This is a genomic window from Mesorhizobium sp. P2_C7 (genome assembly GCF_056404515.1).
This window is the reverse complement of sequence record NZ_JBFUDW010000011.1, coordinates 182,194-196,798: the sequence shown is the minus strand read 5'-3', so window position 1 is coordinate 196,798 and position 14,605 is coordinate 182,194. Positions and strand designations below refer to the sequence as shown.

Annotated in this window: 17 protein-coding genes, 1 tRNA gene and 2 pseudogenes; 13 read left to right on the top strand and 7 right to left on the bottom strand. The window is 63.0% G+C overall.

Going from position 1 to position 14,605, the window contains the following annotated elements; translation table 11 throughout:
- The first annotated feature begins 298 nt into the window (after positions 1-298).
- Positions 299-1,931: pseudogene (locus AC1D2G_RS22850) on the top strand (arylsulfatase).
- A 32-nt stretch (positions 1,932-1,963) separates the two neighbouring features.
- Here AC1D2G_RS22850 and AC1D2G_RS22845 read toward each other — a convergent pair.
- Complete coding sequence (locus AC1D2G_RS22845) at positions 1,964-2,281, bottom strand: helix-turn-helix domain-containing protein (RefSeq protein ID WP_477299757.1); 318 nt, start codon at positions 2,279-2,281, stop codon at positions 1,964-1,966.
- Between the two features lie 66 nt (positions 2,282-2,347).
- Positions 2,348-2,432: transfer RNA gene (locus tag AC1D2G_RS22840), tRNA-Leu, on the bottom strand.
- A 292-nt stretch (positions 2,433-2,724) separates the two neighbouring features.
- Here AC1D2G_RS22840 and AC1D2G_RS22835 point away from each other — a divergent pair.
- Positions 2,725-3,309 carry a YqaA family protein gene (locus tag AC1D2G_RS22835; RefSeq protein WP_477228421.1) on the top strand — a complete coding sequence of 195 codons (585 nt, stop codon included), beginning with the start codon at positions 2,725-2,727 and terminating at the stop codon, positions 3,307-3,309.
- An 81-nt stretch (positions 3,310-3,390) separates the two neighbouring features.
- Positions 3,391-3,909 (top strand): disulfide bond formation protein B, encoded by a 519-nt coding sequence (locus tag AC1D2G_RS22830; protein WP_477416749.1) that lies wholly within the window; start codon positions 3,391-3,393, stop codon positions 3,907-3,909.
- A 165-nt stretch (positions 3,910-4,074) separates the two neighbouring features.
- Here the strand turns inward: AC1D2G_RS22830 and AC1D2G_RS22825 are convergent, their stop codons facing one another.
- The gene (locus tag AC1D2G_RS22825) at positions 4,075-4,632 is read right to left on the bottom strand and encodes an HNH endonuclease (RefSeq protein WP_006328497.1); all 558 of its coding nucleotides are present in this window, start codon (positions 4,630-4,632) and stop codon (positions 4,075-4,077) included.
- Positions 4,633-4,759: 127 nt separating this feature from the next.
- A complete protein-coding gene (locus AC1D2G_RS22820; RefSeq protein ID WP_477299759.1) occupies positions 4,760-5,401 on the bottom strand; it encodes a DNA-3-methyladenine glycosylase family protein in 642 nt (213 codons plus the stop codon).
- Positions 5,402-5,473: 72 nt separating this feature from the next.
- Between AC1D2G_RS22820 and gluQRS the strand changes: the two genes are divergently transcribed.
- On the top strand, positions 5,474-6,349 hold the full coding sequence (gene gluQRS, locus AC1D2G_RS22815) for a tRNA glutamyl-Q(34) synthetase GluQRS (protein ID WP_477299760.1): 876 nt from the start codon (positions 5,474-5,476) through the stop codon (positions 6,347-6,349).
- A gap of 138 nt (positions 6,350-6,487) precedes the next feature.
- Complete coding sequence (locus AC1D2G_RS22810; RefSeq protein ID WP_477299761.1) at positions 6,488-6,706, top strand: hypothetical protein; 219 nt, start codon at positions 6,488-6,490, stop codon at positions 6,704-6,706.
- Positions 6,707-6,767: 61 nt separating this feature from the next.
- Here the strand turns inward: AC1D2G_RS22810 and AC1D2G_RS22805 are convergent, their stop codons facing one another.
- Both AC1D2G_RS22805 and AC1D2G_RS22800 read right to left on the bottom strand, forming a co-directional pair.
- The gene (locus AC1D2G_RS22805; protein ID WP_477299762.1) at positions 6,768-7,082 is read right to left on the bottom strand and encodes a DUF6678 family protein; all 315 of its coding nucleotides are present in this window, start codon (positions 7,080-7,082) and stop codon (positions 6,768-6,770) included.
- A 19-nt stretch (positions 7,083-7,101) separates the two neighbouring features.
- A pseudogene (locus tag AC1D2G_RS22800) lies at positions 7,102-7,289 on the bottom strand (IS1 family transposase); the annotation flags it as partial.
- A 121-nt stretch (positions 7,290-7,410) separates the two neighbouring features.
- Between AC1D2G_RS22800 and AC1D2G_RS22795 the strand changes: the two are divergent.
- Complete coding sequence (locus tag AC1D2G_RS22795) at positions 7,411-8,325, top strand: DMT family transporter (RefSeq protein WP_477299763.1); 915 nt, start codon at positions 7,411-7,413, stop codon at positions 8,323-8,325.
- Here the strand turns inward: AC1D2G_RS22795 and AC1D2G_RS22790 are convergent.
- Positions 8,295-9,146 (bottom strand): YihY/virulence factor BrkB family protein, encoded by an 852-nt coding sequence (locus AC1D2G_RS22790; protein ID WP_095084852.1) that lies wholly within the window; start codon positions 9,144-9,146, stop codon positions 8,295-8,297. The genes AC1D2G_RS22795 and AC1D2G_RS22790 overlap by 31 nt on opposite strands.
- 58 nt (positions 9,147-9,204) lie before the next feature.
- On the opposite strand from AC1D2G_RS22790, the gene AC1D2G_RS22785 reads away from it, so the two are divergent.
- From AC1D2G_RS22785 to AC1D2G_RS22755, 7 genes are all read left to right on the top strand, one after another.
- Positions 9,205-10,071, top strand: a complete 867-nt coding sequence (locus AC1D2G_RS22785) for an SDR family oxidoreductase (RefSeq protein ID WP_477299764.1) — start codon at positions 9,205-9,207, stop codon at positions 10,069-10,071.
- A gap of 23 nt (positions 10,072-10,094) precedes the next feature.
- Entirely contained in the window at positions 10,095-10,286 is a 192-nt protein-coding gene (locus AC1D2G_RS22780) for a twin transmembrane helix small protein (protein WP_095084854.1), read from the top strand.
- Between the two features lie 18 nt (positions 10,287-10,304).
- Positions 10,305-10,886, top strand: a complete 582-nt coding sequence (locus AC1D2G_RS22775) for a cob(I)yrinic acid a,c-diamide adenosyltransferase (protein WP_477416747.1) — start codon at positions 10,305-10,307, stop codon at positions 10,884-10,886.
- Between the two features lie 33 nt (positions 10,887-10,919).
- Entirely contained in the window at positions 10,920-11,714 is a 795-nt protein-coding gene (locus tag AC1D2G_RS22770; RefSeq protein WP_095084856.1) for a rhomboid family intramembrane serine protease, read from the top strand.
- Between the two features lie 180 nt (positions 11,715-11,894).
- Complete coding sequence (locus tag AC1D2G_RS22765; RefSeq protein WP_115140588.1) at positions 11,895-12,644, top strand: electron transfer flavoprotein subunit beta/FixA family protein; 750 nt, start codon at positions 11,895-11,897, stop codon at positions 12,642-12,644.
- 23 nt (positions 12,645-12,667) lie between these two features.
- Positions 12,668-13,597: an electron transfer flavoprotein subunit alpha/FixB family protein gene (locus AC1D2G_RS22760; RefSeq protein ID WP_477299766.1), complete on the top strand. Its 930-nt coding sequence runs from the start codon at positions 12,668-12,670 to the stop codon at positions 13,595-13,597.
- Between the two features lie 117 nt (positions 13,598-13,714).
- A complete protein-coding gene (locus tag AC1D2G_RS22755) occupies positions 13,715-14,593 on the top strand; it encodes a 3-hydroxybutyryl-CoA dehydrogenase (protein ID WP_095084859.1) in 879 nt (292 codons plus the stop codon).
- Positions 14,594-14,605: the final 12 nt, after the last annotated feature.

The following is a 14,605-nucleotide window of genomic DNA, read 5'->3' as shown; positions in this document are numbered from 1 at the left end:
AGGTGCAGCAACAGGTCAAGGCGCTCGCCTACTTGCGCCCGATTGGTTCGAGGCGCTTGGCCAGCCTCGCGAGCGTCGAGCGTGAGCAGTTAGTGGCCTTCACGATGGTGCTCCAGCTCTGGCGCTTGCGCAGCAAGTCCATGATGGCCTCGTTGCGTTCGGCGTCCGGAACCGCATGAAGGTCCTTGGCAACAATCGCACAACGGCAGAAACTCCATTTGGCAGGGGGCGCGAGCTTGGAGGAGAGCGCGCTATGCTCAATGAACGAAAGCGAGATCAGTCCGCAGCGCCGCCGACCATGTCTGTCAGCCGACGCAGCATCCTGCTTGGCGGCAGCGCACTTGCGGCTGCCTCAACTCTCATGGGTGAGACACGGGTTGCCCAGGCCCAGGACCAACCCACGGCGGCGGCCGACGGCAAGCCAAACATCCTGGTCATCTTCGGCGACGACATCGGGCAATCAAACATAAGCGCCTATACATTCGGCGTGATGGGCTATCGCACGCCGAACATCGACCGCCTCGCCCGCGAAGGCATGATGTTCACCGACTACTATGCCGAGCAGAGCTGCACGGCAGGGCGTTCGACATTCATCACCGGGCAGGCGACGCTCAGAACCGGCCTGTCCAAGGTCGGCCTTCCGGGGTCAACGCTCGGCCTGCAGCCGCAGGACATCACAATCGCCGAGGCGCTGAAGCCGCTCGGCTACGCCACCGGCCAGTTTGGCAAGAACCATCTCGGCGACCGCAACGAGTTCCTGCCGACGGTGCATGGCTTCGATGAGTTCTTCGGCAACCTCTATCATCTCAATGCCGAGGAGGAGCCGGAGAACCCCGACTACCCGAAGGACCCGGCCTTTAGAGCAAAGTTCGGACCGCGCGGCGTTCTGAAGTGTAAGGCCTCGGACACTGACGATCCGACCGAGGACCCACGCTTCGGGAAGATCGGCAAGCAGACTATCGAGGACACCGGACCGCTGACCAAGAAGCGCATGGAGACGATCGACGACGAAACAAGCGCGGCGGCAATCGACTTCATCCAGCGTCAGAAGCAAGCGGGTAAGCCGTTCTTCTGCTGGTTCAACTCAACCCGCATGCATTTCATCACTCACGTGCGGGCGTCAATGCGAGGCCAGAGCGGCATGCCGGACAATGAATATGCCGACGGCATGATCGAGCATGATGGCGACGTTGGCAAGCTGCTCAAGGCGCTCGACGATCTCGGTATCGCGAACGACACCATCCTAATCTACACCACTGATAATGGTCCGCATTTGAACGGATGGCCGGACGCGGGCATGACACCGTTCCGCAACGAGAAGGCCTCGAACTGGGAGGGCGCCTACCGCGTGCCCGCCTTTGTACGCTGGCCAGGTCACATCCAGGCCGGAAGCGTGACCGACATCATATCGGGGCTGGACTGGTTCCCGACGCTACTCTCAGCGGTCGGCGATACCGACGTGAAGGATAGGCTGCTCAACGGCTGGGACATCGGCGGGAAGACCTACAAGGTGCATCTCGACGGCTACAACCAGCTTGCATATCTCACCGGGCAACAGGAGAAGTCGGCGCGAAAGGAGTTCTTCTACTTCAACGACGACGGCCAGTTGGTGGCGGTCCGCGTGGAGAGCTGGAAGATGCAGTTCTGCGAGCAGCGCGCCGAGGGGGGGGCTGGCCGTCTGGCGCGAACCGTTTGTCTGCATGAGGGGACCGACGATGTACAACCTGCGTATGGACCCGTACGAGCGGGCGAGTATCACATCGAACACCTGGAACGACTGGATGCTGAAGCGCGCCTTCCTTGTTGTGCCGACACAGGTCGCGGTCGCGCAATTCATCGGGACGTTCAAAGCGTTTCCGCCACGCCAGCGGCCTGCGAGCTTCAGCGTCGACCAGATCATGGAGCAGTTGCAGGCGCCGCAAGGAGGCTGACACAATGAGACCGTAGCGTGGTGCCGACCACGTCACGCACGCTGTACACGAGGTACCTGGAGCCGCTTCGCCAACCTCGACAGGGTCGAGCGAGAGGCTCCTGTCGCCTTCACGATGGTGTTCCAGCTCTGCCCCTTCCGCAGCATGTCCATGATCGCCTCGTTACGGCCGGCGTCCTCTGGGCGACCCTTCATGCGCCCTTCAGCCTTTGCCTTGGCGATCCCCTGAGCCTGCCTGCGGCGTCGGTCGTCATAGTCCTTGCGGGCGATGGCGGCGAGCATGTCGAGCAGCATCCCGTTGAGCGCATCGAACATCCGCCCGGTGAAGGCGTCCTCGGTCTTCAGAATCATGTGCGAAGTCGGCAAGTCCACCGCCACGACCTTGACCTCTCGGTCCTTGATCTGACGGGTTGTCAGTGGTGCCCCTAGCCGGGATCGAACCAGCACTCCTTGCGGAACTCGATTTTGAGTCGAGCGCGTCTACCAATTCCGCCATAGGGGCTCAGGCCGGGCGGCCTGGATGGGCGCGGACTATACGGTTGGAGGCCTGTTCGTCAACTGGCCAATTGTCGATGGCCCGGATGCGACCAAACTTCACCTTTCGATTTCGTGGCGGCGCTGCCATTGTGCAGCGCGGAAAATCTTTCTAGACAGGCGGCGCATCAAAGCGAGGCGCGTCCCACTGGATGGATGGCGCGCGCTTTGGGTCTTTGTTTGTGCATGCCCTTTGGTTTGTGCATGCCAATTTCCCGATACCGCTGCGCACCGTTTGGGCGACACGCATAGGAGTGCCGATGCTTCGCGGACTTTACGACTGGACCTTGTCGCTGGCGGCAAGGAAATCCGCGGAATGGTGGCTTGCCATCATCGCCTTCATTGAGAGCTCGTTCTTCTTCGTACCGGCCGATGTGCTCTATCTGCCGATGGCGTTGGCACGCCCCGACCGCGCCTACCGCTATGCGCTGACCGCCACGGCCGCCTCGGTGCTGGGCGGCATCGCCGGCTGGATGATCGGCTATTTCGCCTTCGACGCCATCGCCCGTCCGATCCTGGAGCATTTCGGCGGCCTGTCGACCTTCGAGCGCTGGCAGAATTCTGGTACCGGCCTGATGCTGGTGCTGCTCGTTACGTCCGGTCTCGCGCACCTGCCGCCGATCAAGGTCGTCACCATCCTTGCCGGCGCCCTGCACGTCAATTTGCTGATCTTCATCATCTCGGCCATCGTCGCGCGCGGCGCCCGCTTTCTGCTCCTGGCCTGGCTGCTGCGCCGCTATGGCGAGCCGATCCGTGAGTTCATCGAAAAGCGTCTCGGACTAATCGCCGGCGCCGGGGCGGCTGCCCTGATTTTGCTCTATATCCTCGTCAAATACGCGTTCTAGTCCTGTCGCCCAAAGTGCCCGGCGCTGTTGGGACAAGGACAGGGACAAAGAGCGCGGCGAACTCAACGGACGAAGAACACGATGACAGCGACCATGAATGCCGACACCGGACGCCAGCGGACGCGCACCGCCTTGTTTCTCGCCGTCGCCATGGCCGCTACCGTGGGCTCGGCGCTGGGCTGCCAGTATCTCGGCGGCTACATCCCCTGCCACCTCTGCCTTGAACAGCGCACGCCCTACTACATCGGCGCGCCGCTGATGCTGCTGGCGGTGCTTACATCCATGCTGCACGCGCCAGCATGGCTGACGCGCGGCCTGCTGGCCATAGGCGGCCTGCTCATGCTCTACGGCCTCTATCTCGGTGTCTATCACTCCGGCGTCGAATGGCAGTGGTGGGCCGGCCCGACCGATTGCACCGCCGGCGCTGGACCGGTCGACACCGGCGGCAAGGGCGTGCTCGACGCGCTCGACAAATTCGTGCCGCCCTCGTGCGACAAGGCGGCGCTGCGCATCCTCGGCCTGTCGCTGGCCGGCTGGAACGCCATCGCCAGCCTCGTCCTGGCCGCCGTCGCCTTCCGCGGCGCCCTCACCCGCGATTGAGCAAATTCGTTTGGCCGGCGCGACGCAGAGTTCGCGCAAAAATTCGGCAGGCTGTGTCGGATGGCGCGGCTTTCGAGAACCGGAGCGGAGCGTACTCAGGTACGTGAGCACCGGAAGCGCAGAAAGCCGCGTCAGGCGGCCAGCATGGCGGATTTGTGCCGAACTCTACGGTTCGAGTTCGACATCCCAGTACAAATAATCCATCCAGCTTTCATGCAGATGGTTGGGCGGGAACAGGCGGCCGTTGTTGTGCAAATCGTGCACCGTCGGCTGGAAGGGTTTCTGCAGCGGCCACATCTTGGCATGCGCCGGCATCATGCCGCCCTTCCTGAGATTGCAGGGCGAACAGGCCGCGACGACATTCTCCCACGTCGTGGCGCCACCGCGATGGCGGGGGATGACGTGATCGAAGGTCAGATCCTCCGGCGTGCCGCAATACTGGCACTGGAAGCGGTCGCGCAGGAAGACGTTGAAGCGGGTGAAGGCCGGGTGCCTGGACGGCTTCACATAGGCCTTCAGGCTGACGACGCTCGGCAGCTTCATCGAGAAGGTCGGCGAGGAGACGGCGTGCTCGTATTCGGCGACGATGTTCACCCGGTCGAGGAACACCGCCTTGATGGCATCCTGCCAGGACCAGAGCGACAAAGGGTAATAGCTGAGCGGACGGTAATCCGCATTCAGCACCAGTGCTGGAAGCCCATCCGGAGATACGGCGACCGTCACGTGTTTACCTCCTTGGTTCTAGACCCGAACGGCGGGGATACTGTAAGCCTGACATGACAGGGATGTGAAGCGGATTGTCGCGCCGCTGAAGCGCCAAAAATGCGTGATTCTCATGCCTTTTTGCAGATTAAGCCGGCGGCGCGGCGTCCCGCCCTCTGGTTTCGCGATAATAGGACCAGAAAAGCCGCGATGCGACACCTCGCCACGGGCTCCATGATTCGGCCAGTGCCATCAGTGTTTTCTCCGGCGGACGCGGCTCGATGCCGAGCGCGTGACCGACCGCGCTCTGCAAGGCGACGTCGCGCGCCGGAAAAATGTCGGGGTGGCCGGCGGCAAACAAAAGATACACTTCCGCCGTCCACGGGCCGATCCCGGACACCGCCGTCATTGCCGTGATCGCCTCCTGGGCGTCGAGCGAACAGAGGTGATGGAGGTCGAGCCCGTCGGCCACCGCCTGGGCAATGGCGATCAGCCCACGCTGCTTCGGCCGCGACAGGCCGGCCTCGCGAAACATGTCTTCGCCGGCGGCAAGAATCGCCTGCGGCGTCAGCGGATCGACGAGTTTGGTCAGCCGGCCGAAGATCGCATCGGCGCTGGCGCGGGACACTTGCTGCGAGACGATGATCGAGGCCAGGCTTCGGAACCCGGGCTCGGAAAGCCGCAGCGGCACCTCGCCGGCCATGCCGCGCACCTTTTCCAGGCGCGGGTCGATCAGGCAAAGCGCATCGAGCCCCCGGGCAATGTCGTCTGATGTGGCAATGCGCTGCATGTTTCTTGTTCCTTGACCCTCGACAGGGTAGCAATTGGCGAAGCGCCGCAAAACCTGATTGCCGCCGGACAAATGACACTCCTGACATTCCGCTTCGCCCCCAGCCCAAACGGCGACTTGCATCTCGGCCACGCCTATTCGGCACTGCTCAATCAGAAATTGACTGACGCCACCGGCGGCCGCCTGCTGCTGCGCATCGAGGATATCGACACGACGCGCTGCACGCCGCAATTCGAGGCCGGCGTGCTTGCCGATCTGACGTGGCTGGGGCTTGGCTGGGAACAGCCGATGCGCCGCCAGTCCGAGCACTTCGCGGAATACGAGACGACGCTTGATCGGCTGATTCGGGACGAACTCGTCTATCCCGCCTTCATGAGCCGTGGCGAGATCCGGGCCTTCATCACCGAGAGCGAACAGCGCGGACGCGACTGGCCTCGCGATCCCGACGGCGTGCCGCTGTACCCCGCCGCCGACAAGGCGCTGCCGGCGAAGGAACGCAAGCGACGGATCGCCGAGAACGCGCCCTTCGCCTGGCGGCTGGATATCGATGCGGCCGTGGCGCGTGTCGGCAAGGACCTTGCATGGGCCGAATTCAGCGATGAGAGGCTCGTCGCGACACGCGCGATAGAAGCCCGGCCGCAGGACTGGGGCGACGTGATTGTGGCGCGCCGCGACATCCCGACCAGCTATCACCTCGCCGTCGTCATGGACGATGCCCTGCAAGGCGTCAGCCATGTCGTGCGCGGCCAGGACCTGTTTTCCGCCACCGGCGTGCAGCGCCTGCTGCAGGAACTCCTCGGACTGCCGCAGCCGGCCTATTTCCATCATCGCCTCATCCTCGGGCCGGATGGACGAAAGCTGTCGAAGAGCCTCGGCGATACCGGCCTTGCCGCCTTGCGCCATGCCGGCGCTTCGGTGGACGACATCAGGCGGATGGTCGGCCTTTGAGCCTGGCGGGCCAGAGAAACCGCGTGGCGAATTCGGGTCATGTCGGTTTGAAATTGCTCCCTCGTCAATCTCCATCAAACGATTGTCGCGTGACGGTCAAAACTTCTGTATGCTCGGCGCCAAGCGATGGAGGCTTCCATGAAGCGACATCTGACTGACCAAGAAAAGGCGCGCGTTCGCGACAGGCTGACGGCAATCGAGGGCGCCAAGTACCCGGACCACATCGTTTCGGTCATGGTGAACAACGAGACCGACGACAACGGCGATCCGGTATGGTCGGTGGTCAAATCATGTGACGACAGGGAAGCTGTCTATGGGCACAGCCCGCTTATCAAGTGGCCGGGGTGCACCTGGTAACAGAGATCAGTCTCCCGAAATTTCAAACTGAGCCGAATATCGGGTAGTGGGTCAGTTTGAATTAAAAGAAGTCGACGGCCTGACCGACCTGCACATAACCGAACACGCGAAAGCCGTCGGGAGTTTCCTCGCCTGGCACGTGTACCTCCTTGAGAGCCGCCCGGACACGTTCTCGCTGGGCTGGTGTTTCGACATGAATGTCTAAGTGAAGGATGGTTTCGTATCCGCCCTCCCTAAAGTGGTAGAACCATTCACGGTCGGGCTGTGAGCGGTAGCCGTTCATGGAAAGTGTGCTCCATGACGGGGGCGGAGTGAGCGCGTACATTTCCAGCCGGAGCTCATCCCACTTTGTGTTGTTCATCGCCGGATGGAGCATTTCATTCCTTTCAAAGCCCTCACTYCTTGTACGTGCCGCGCACGGTAGGCTTTTCGGCTTCCTTCGCCTCGACCTGCGAAACGATGTCCGCGATTTCCCAAGCTTGTCGGTGACGCCAGCGGCCATCGCCGGAGTCATGCGCAGCGAAGCATGGATGCGAACAAAAAAGTACATGAAGTGTAGCGCAACCGCGTTGGCGTGAGCCTCGAATTCGCCGTCGGTTGAATTCCAGTGATGTATGGATCAATCGTTTCGTTTTGCGCGCCGCCTTGAACCGCATTAGAGCAGCGCCACGATCAACTCTCCCCAGTGCGGCGGTCTCCCGAACATGCACAGCATCAAGCGGTTCATCCCCGCCACCTTCGTTGTCCTGTGGGCAACCGGCTTCATCGGCGCGCGCTACGCCATGCCGTGGGCCGAGCCGTTCACCTTTCTTGCCGGGCGTTTCGTGCTGGCTGCGATCCTGCTGGCCGTCCTGATGGTCGTACTGGGATCGAAGAGAGCCACCCGCACTGAAGCGCTGCACGCCACCGGCGCCGGCATCCTGATGCATGGCGTCTATCTCGGCGCCGTCTTCTGGGCCATCCACCGGGGCATGCCAGCCGGATTTTCGGCCCTCATCGTCGGCCTGCAGCCGCTGATCACGGCCGTGCTTGCCGGCAAGTTTCTCGGCGAGGCGATCCTGCCGCGTCACTGGGCCGGGCTTGGCATCGGCCTCATCGGCATCGTCATCGTGCTGTGGCCGAAGCTCGGCGCGCTCGGCGGCGGCGTGACGGCGGCGACGCTGACCGCCTCGCTGGTCTCGGTGCTCGGCATGAGTGCAGGTACGATCTGGCAGAAGCGTTTTGCCTCCGGCGGCGACCTCGTCGCGGCGACCATGTGGCAATATGTCGGCGGCGCCTCTTTGATGATCCTGGCTTCGCTCGCCTTCGAGACACGCACCGTCGTCATCAACGGCGAATTGATCTTCGCCATGGCCTGGCTGGTGCTGGTGCTGTCGCTCGGCGCCATCTTCCTGCTGATGGTGATGATCCGTGACGGCGAGATGTCGAAAGTGGCCTCGCTGTTCTACCTGGTGCCGGCGGTGACGGCCATCATCGCCTGGGCCCTGTTCGACGAGCAGCTCAACGCGCTGCAGATTGTCGGCATGGCGATCACGACATTCGGCGTCGGCCTGGCAACGGCTCGACAGGCCAGGCCTCGGCCTTTCAATCAACCGACTCGGGCGCGCGCCTCCAGATAGCGGCTGATCGCGGCATTGAGTTCGCCGCCGAGGATGAAGATCGCCGAGAGCATATAAAGGAAGACCACCGCGATCATGATCGAGGCGAGGCCGGCATAGGTCGTCACATAAGACGAGAAGTGATCAAGATAGGTGGCGAAGACGGTCGAACCGACGAGCCATGCCGCCAGCGTGAAGATGATGCCCGGTATGATCGAGACAAAGCGGCGCCTGCCCGCCGGCAGCCAGAAATGCACGGCAAACAATCCGCCGACGATGACCACCGAGGCGATGACGTAGCGCCACAGCGTGATCGTGCCCATGTAGGGCTTGATCCCTTCGATATGGGCTTCGGCGAGCCGCGCCAGCAGTGGCGCGAACACCAGGAGCACGCTGATCGCCAGGAAACCGGCCGTCGCGATCAGAACGAAGATGATGCTCTGCACCCGGCGATAGATGATGCCGCGCGTTTCCGAGACGCGATAGGCGCGGTTGAGCGATGTGCGCAACGCCTCGATGCCGTTCGAGGCAAAGTAGGCGGCAAGCAGCACGCCGTAGGTCAACAGGTCGGTGCGCCTGACGGTCAGCACATTGAGCACCTCGCGCGCGATCGGCTTGGCGATCTGCTCGGGCCAGGTGTCGAAGACCAGATGCACCGCCGTGTCCGAGAACGCCTGCGCTCCGAGGAAGCTTGCCAGAGTCGTGGCGAAAATCAGGAACGGAAACAGCGCCATCAGCGAGGTGATGGCCAGATGGCTGGCCATTGCCCAGCCGTCATCGGTGTTGAAATGGCCGAGCGCGTCGTAGAGCACGCGGCGCAGGGCGACAATATTCCGCAGCAAGAACCCGCGCTCCCTTCGATTGTCTCGACGCCGCGAATATGGGAAGGGATTGCGGCAAATGGCAACCCTTGGCGAAACCACGAACAGTCAGGCGCAAGCGTTGCGCTCGATCATCGTTACCGGTGCCTCTTCGGGAATAGGCGCCTACTGCGCCCGCGCATTGAAGGCGGAAGGCTGGCGGGTGTTCGCGACGGCACGCAAGCCGGACGACATCGCTGCACTCGAAGCGGACGGCATCGAGGCCTTCTATCTCGACTACACTGAAGCCGCATCCATTGAAGCGCTGGTCGCATCGGTTCTGGATCGCACAGGCGGCCGGCTCGACGCCTTGTTCAACAACGGCGCCTACGCGCAAGCCGGCGCTGTCGAGGATCTGCCGGTGGCGGCGCTCAAGCAGCAATTCGAGGCGAATTTCTTCGGCTGGCACGACCTGACCCGGCGGCTGGTGCCGGTGATGCGACGCCAGGGCCATGGCCGCATCGTCCATTGCTCGTCGATCCTCGGCCTCGCGCCGGTGCGCTTTCGCGGCGCCTATTCGGCTTCGAAGCACGCGCTGGAGGGTCTGATGCTGTGCCTGCATCAGGAACTCAGGGGCAGCGGCATCCATGTCTCGCTGATCGAACCCGGGCCGGTAACGTCGAAAATCGCCAGCAATGCACTGCCATGGTTCCTGCAGAACGTCGATCACGAGAATTCGGTCCACCGCCTAGACTATGAGGCGCAACTGGCAAGGTTGCGGGCCGGCGGCAGCCAATCGGCATTGAAGCCGGGGCCGGAAGTGGTACATGCGGCGCTGCGCCATGCGCTTCTGTCGCGGCGCCCGCGCCCGCACTATGTGGTAACAGCGTCGGCTAAGATCGGTGCGGCGCTCAAACGCATCCTGCCCGCATCTATACTCTACCGCTTCCTTGCCAAACGCGCCTGAACCAACCGAACTGGGAACACACCATGGCAACCGTCTTCAACATCCTCGCCATTCTGGTCATGGTCGCCGTGGTGATCGTGCTCGTTCGCGGTCTCATCAACATGATGCGAGGCGGGTCCGGCGTCACCTCGAACAAGCTGATGCAGGCGCGTGTTCTGCTGCAGGCCGTGGCGCTGGCGCTGATCCTGCTGGCGGTGTATTTCACCCGCAAGTGAGGCCGTTCGGGAGGCGATGTGGTCAAGCTCAACAAGATCTACACCCGCACCGGCGATGATGGCACCACCGGTCTCGGCACCGGCGAACGGCGGCTGAAATCGGACCTGCGGGTGGACGCCTACGGCACGGTCGACGAAGCCAATGCCTGCATCGGCATCGCCCGGGTCCACACGGCAGTCACCCACCCGGTGATCGACGCCATGCTTTCCCGCATCCAGAACGATCTCTTCGACCTCGGCGCCGATCTCGCCGTGCCCGATGACGGCAAGCCGCTCGGCTATGAGCCGCTGCGCATCATCGCCACGCAGACCGACCGGGTCGAAAAGGATATCGACCTGCTCAACAAGCATCTTCAGCCGCTCAGATCCTTCGTGCTGAACGGCGGCACGCCGGCCGCCGCCGCCCTGCATCTCGCCCGCACCGTGGCGCGGCGGGCCGAACGGCTGATGGTGGCCCTGGCCCAGGACCCCCGCGAGCACGTCAACCCCGACGGGCTGAAATACATCAACCGCGTCTCGGATTTCCTGTTTGTCGCCGCTCGGGCGATCAATGACAATGGAAATGCCGACGTGCTATGGGTTCCCGGCAAGAACCGCTGAACTGTCCGAAAGCGCGAGGGGGCCAGGGGACCGATGTTCATCCCGCTTTACGACACCAACAGGCTGCGGCACATCCGCCTGCAATATGTGACGATCGGGTTGATCGTGGTCAACGCCCTGGTCTACTTCGCCACCGCGCTCGGCGGCGAGAATTTCTCCAATGCCGCCGTGCTCGGCCTCGGCTTCATCCCGGCCGTCGTCCATGACACCGCTGAGCTTGATCCTCGCTTTGTCGTCGTCCCCGAAAGCCTGAGCTACCTCACCTATTCCTTCCTGCATGCCGACATCTTCCACCTCGGCGGCAACATGTTGTTCCTGTGGGTGTTCGGCGACAATGTCGAGGACGCCCTCGGCCACGTCCGCTACCTCATCTTCTATCTGTTGTGCGCGATCGCCGGAGCCGCCTTCCAGGGCCTCATCGCCTGGGATTCGCAGGTGCCGCTGATCGGTGCGTCCGGCGCCATCGCCGGCGTGGTCGTCGCCTATCTGATCCTTTATCCGCGCGTGAAGGTGTGGGTGCTGGCCTTTGCCCGCATCCCGCTGCGCATTCCGGCCTTCATCCCGCTGGTCCTGTGGGTGGCGTTCCAGGTGGTGATGTTTGCCGCAGGCGGTGAGGACCGGATTTCATGGGCCTGCCACATCGGCGGCATCATCGCCGGCGCCATTCTGGTGCTTGTCTTGCGCAGCCGTGGCGTGCCGCTGTTTGCCGGCCCCGACGAGGATGTCCCTGTCGCTCCCGCTGACCAGCCTGCGGCCGAACCGGTGACCCCCGACCCGCCTGCCGCGACGCCACGCTGGGGGCGGGGAAACGCTTCCGGTTCGGATTGAACCGATTTGAGCGCCTTGCGGCGTATTGACGTGCAGGGTTACCGCAACTACGGAAACGTCTCCGTCGCAGCCTAAGGCGGTCAAAGACCAGAATTTCCATCCGGAATGTCGGCTTTCGACAACTCAGAAAGGGCGCAGGCTGTTATAGCGCGCCTAATTATCTTGAAGAGGTGACAGGCAATGAAGATCCTTGTGCCCGTAAAGCGGGTTGTGGATGCGAACGTCAAGGTTCGCGTGAAGGCTGATGGTTCGGCGGTGGAACTCGCCAACGTCAAGATGGCGATGAACCCGTTCGACGAGATCGCGGTTGAAGAGGCGATCCGGCTGAAGGAGGCCGGCAAGGCCGAAGAGATCATCGTTGTTTCGATCGGTCCGCAGCAGGCGCAGGAAACCTTGCGCACCGCGCTTGCCATGGGTGCCGACCGCGCCATCCTGGTCAAGACCGACGAACAGACCGAGCCGCTCGGCGTCGCCAAGGTGCTGAAGGGCGTCGTCGACGCCGAACAGCCCGGCCTCGTCATCCTCGGCAAGCAGGCGATCGACGACGATTCCAACCAGACCGGCCAGATGCTGGCGGCCCTGCTTGGCTGGGCGCAGGGCACCTTCGCCTCCAAGGTGGTGCTCGACGGCGACAAGGCCAAGGTGACGCGCGAGGTCGACGGCGGCCTGCAGACGGTGGAGCTGAAGATGCCGGCGATCGTGACCGCCGACCTTCGCCTCAACCAGCCGCGCTACGCCTCGCTGCCCAACATCATGAAGGCCAAGAAGAAGCAGCTCGACGAGAAGAGCCCGGCCGACTACGGCGCCGACGTCAAGCCGCGGCTGAAGGTCATCAAGACCGAGGAGCCGAGCGGCCGCAAGGCAGGAGTCAAGGTCAAGAGCGTCGCCGAACTGGTCGACAAGCTCAAGAACGAAGCCGGCGTTTTGTAAGCGGTCGGGAAAGGAACACGAAAATGGCTATTCTTCTGATTGCTGAACACGACAACGCCACCCTTTCCGACCAGACCGCCAAGGCGCTCTCCGCGGCCCTGCAGATCGGTTCGGACGTGCATGTGCTGGTTGCCGGCAAGGGCGCCAAGGGTGCGGCCGACGCCGCAGCCAAGCTGAAGGGCGTGAGCAAGGTGCTGCTGGCCGAGGCCGAAGAGCTTGCCGAGCGCCTCGCCGAACCGACCGCAGCACTCGTTGTGTCGCTCGCGGGCGGTTACGACACCATCATCGCGCCGGCGACCTCGTCGGGCAAGAATGTCGCGCCGCGCGTGGCGGCCCTGCTCGATGTCGCGCAGGTCTCCGAGATCATCGAAGTCGTCTCGCCCGATACGTTCAAGCGGCCGATCTATGCCGGCAACGCCATCCAGACGGTGCAGTCGACGGACGCCAAGAAGGTGATCACTGTCCGCACCGCCTCCTTCCAGGCAGCCCCCGAGGGCGGATCGGCCGCGGTCGAGACCGTGAAGGCGGCGGCCAATCCCGACCTCTCCACCTTCGTCGAGAACAAGCTCTCGGAGACCGACCGTCCGGAACTGACCTCGGCCAAGATCATCATCTCGGGTGGTCGCGCGCTGGGCTCCTCGGAGAAGTTCCAGGAAGTCATCCTGCCGGTCGCCGACAAGCTTGGTGCCGCCGTCGGCGCTTCGCGCGCCGCGGTGGATGCCGGCTATGCGCCGAACGACTGGCAGGTCGGCCAGACCGGCAAGGTCGTTGCCCCCGATCTCTACATCGCGGTCGGCATCTCCGGCGCCATCCAGCACCTCGCCGGCATGAAGGATTCGAAGGTCATCGTCGCCATCAACAAGGACGAGGAAGCGCCGATTTTCCAGGTCGCCGACTACGGCCTCGTCGGCGATCTCTTCGTCATCCTGCCGGAACTGCAAAAGGCGCTTTGACGCTCTCTGCCAAAGCGTATTAAATAGTGAAGGGTGGGGTAGACGAAGTCGCCCCGCCCTTTTAGTTTGCACCGCACAAAAAGCAGGCCGCAAAGGCCTTTTGACGGGATCGGTGTAATGAGCAAGATCGAGACGATCGGCATCATCGGCGCGGGCCAGATGGGCGGCGGCATCGCCCATGTCTCCGCGCTTTCGGGCTACAAGGTGCTGATCTACGACATATCGCCCGACCGTATCGAGAAGGGCATCGCCACCATCAGCGGCAACATGGCCCGCCAGGTAGGGTCAGGCAAGCTCGACGAGAAGGTGCGCAACGAGGCGATGGCGCGTATAGCCTCCGCCCCGGCGATGGCCGATCTTGCCGGCGCCGATCTGGTGATCGAGGCGGCGACCGAGGACGAGACGGTCAAGCGCAAGATCTATGCGCAGCTCTGTCCGCAGCTCAATCCCGAAGCCATCCTGGCGACCAACACCTCGTCGATCTCGATCACGCGGCTTGCCGCGCAGACCGACCGGCCGGAGCGATTCATCGGCATACATTTCATGAACCCGGTGCCGCTGATGAAGCTGGTCGAACTGGTGCGCGGCATCGCCACCGAGGACCAGACCTTCGAGGCGGCGAAGACCTATGTGAAGCAGCTCGACAAGACGATCACGGTCTCGGAGGATTTCCCGGCCTTTATCGTCAACCGCATCCTGCTGCCGATGATCAACGAGGCGATCTACACGCTCTATGAGGGTGTCGGCTCGGTCGACGCCATCGACACCGCCATGCGGCTCGGCGCCAACCACCCAATGGGCCCGCTGCAGCTGGCCGATTTCATCGGGCTGGATACCTGCCTGTCGATCATGCAGGTGCTGCACGACGGCCTGTCGGATTCGAAATACCGCCCCTGCCCGCTGCTGGTCAAATACGTCGAGGCCGGCTGGCTCGGCCGCAAGACCGGACGCGGTTTCTACGACTATCGCGGCGAGCATCCCGTTCCGACGCGCTAATCAGGTCCGGGG

Excerpts from the sequence above, each read along its gene's own strand:
- AC1D2G_RS22830 (WP_477416749.1), top strand. The coding sequence starts at position 3,391 with ATGACAGCGACCATGAATGCCGACACCGGACGCCAGCGGACGCGCACC.
- AC1D2G_RS22810 (WP_477299761.1), top strand. The coding sequence starts at position 6,488 with ATGAAGCGACATCTGACTGACCAAGAAAAGGCGCGCGTTCGCGACAGG.
- AC1D2G_RS22780 (WP_095084854.1), top strand. The coding sequence starts at position 10,095 with ATGGCAACCGTCTTCAACATCCTCGCCATTCTGGTCATGGTCGCCGTG.
- gluQRS (WP_477299760.1), top strand. The coding sequence starts at position 5,474 with ATGACACTCCTGACATTCCGCTTCGCCCCCAGCCCAAACGGCGACTTG.
- AC1D2G_RS22755 (WP_095084859.1), top strand. The coding sequence starts at position 13,715 with ATGAGCAAGATCGAGACGATCGGCATCATCGGCGCGGGCCAGATGGGC.
- AC1D2G_RS22795 (WP_477299763.1), top strand. The coding sequence starts at position 7,411 with ATGCACAGCATCAAGCGGTTCATCCCCGCCACCTTCGTTGTCCTGTGG.
- AC1D2G_RS22820 (WP_477299759.1), bottom strand. The coding sequence starts at position 5,401 with ATGCAGCGCATTGCCACATCAGACGACATTGCCCGGGGGCTCGATGCG.
- AC1D2G_RS22770 (WP_095084856.1), top strand. The coding sequence starts at position 10,920 with ATGTTCATCCCGCTTTACGACACCAACAGGCTGCGGCACATCCGCCTG.
- AC1D2G_RS22805 (WP_477299762.1), bottom strand. The coding sequence starts at position 7,082 with ATGCTCCATCCGGCGATGAACAACACAAAGTGGGATGAGCTCCGGCTG.
- AC1D2G_RS22835 (WP_477228421.1), top strand. The coding sequence starts at position 2,725 with ATGCTTCGCGGACTTTACGACTGGACCTTGTCGCTGGCGGCAAGGAAA.
- AC1D2G_RS22785 (WP_477299764.1), top strand. The coding sequence starts at position 9,205 with ATGGCAACCCTTGGCGAAACCACGAACAGTCAGGCGCAAGCGTTGCGC.
- AC1D2G_RS22765 (WP_115140588.1), top strand. The coding sequence starts at position 11,895 with ATGAAGATCCTTGTGCCCGTAAAGCGGGTTGTGGATGCGAACGTCAAG.
- AC1D2G_RS22760 (WP_477299766.1), top strand. The coding sequence starts at position 12,668 with ATGGCTATTCTTCTGATTGCTGAACACGACAACGCCACCCTTTCCGAC.
- AC1D2G_RS22845 (WP_477299757.1), bottom strand. The coding sequence starts at position 2,281 with ATGATTCTGAAGACCGAGGACGCCTTCACCGGGCGGATGTTCGATGCG.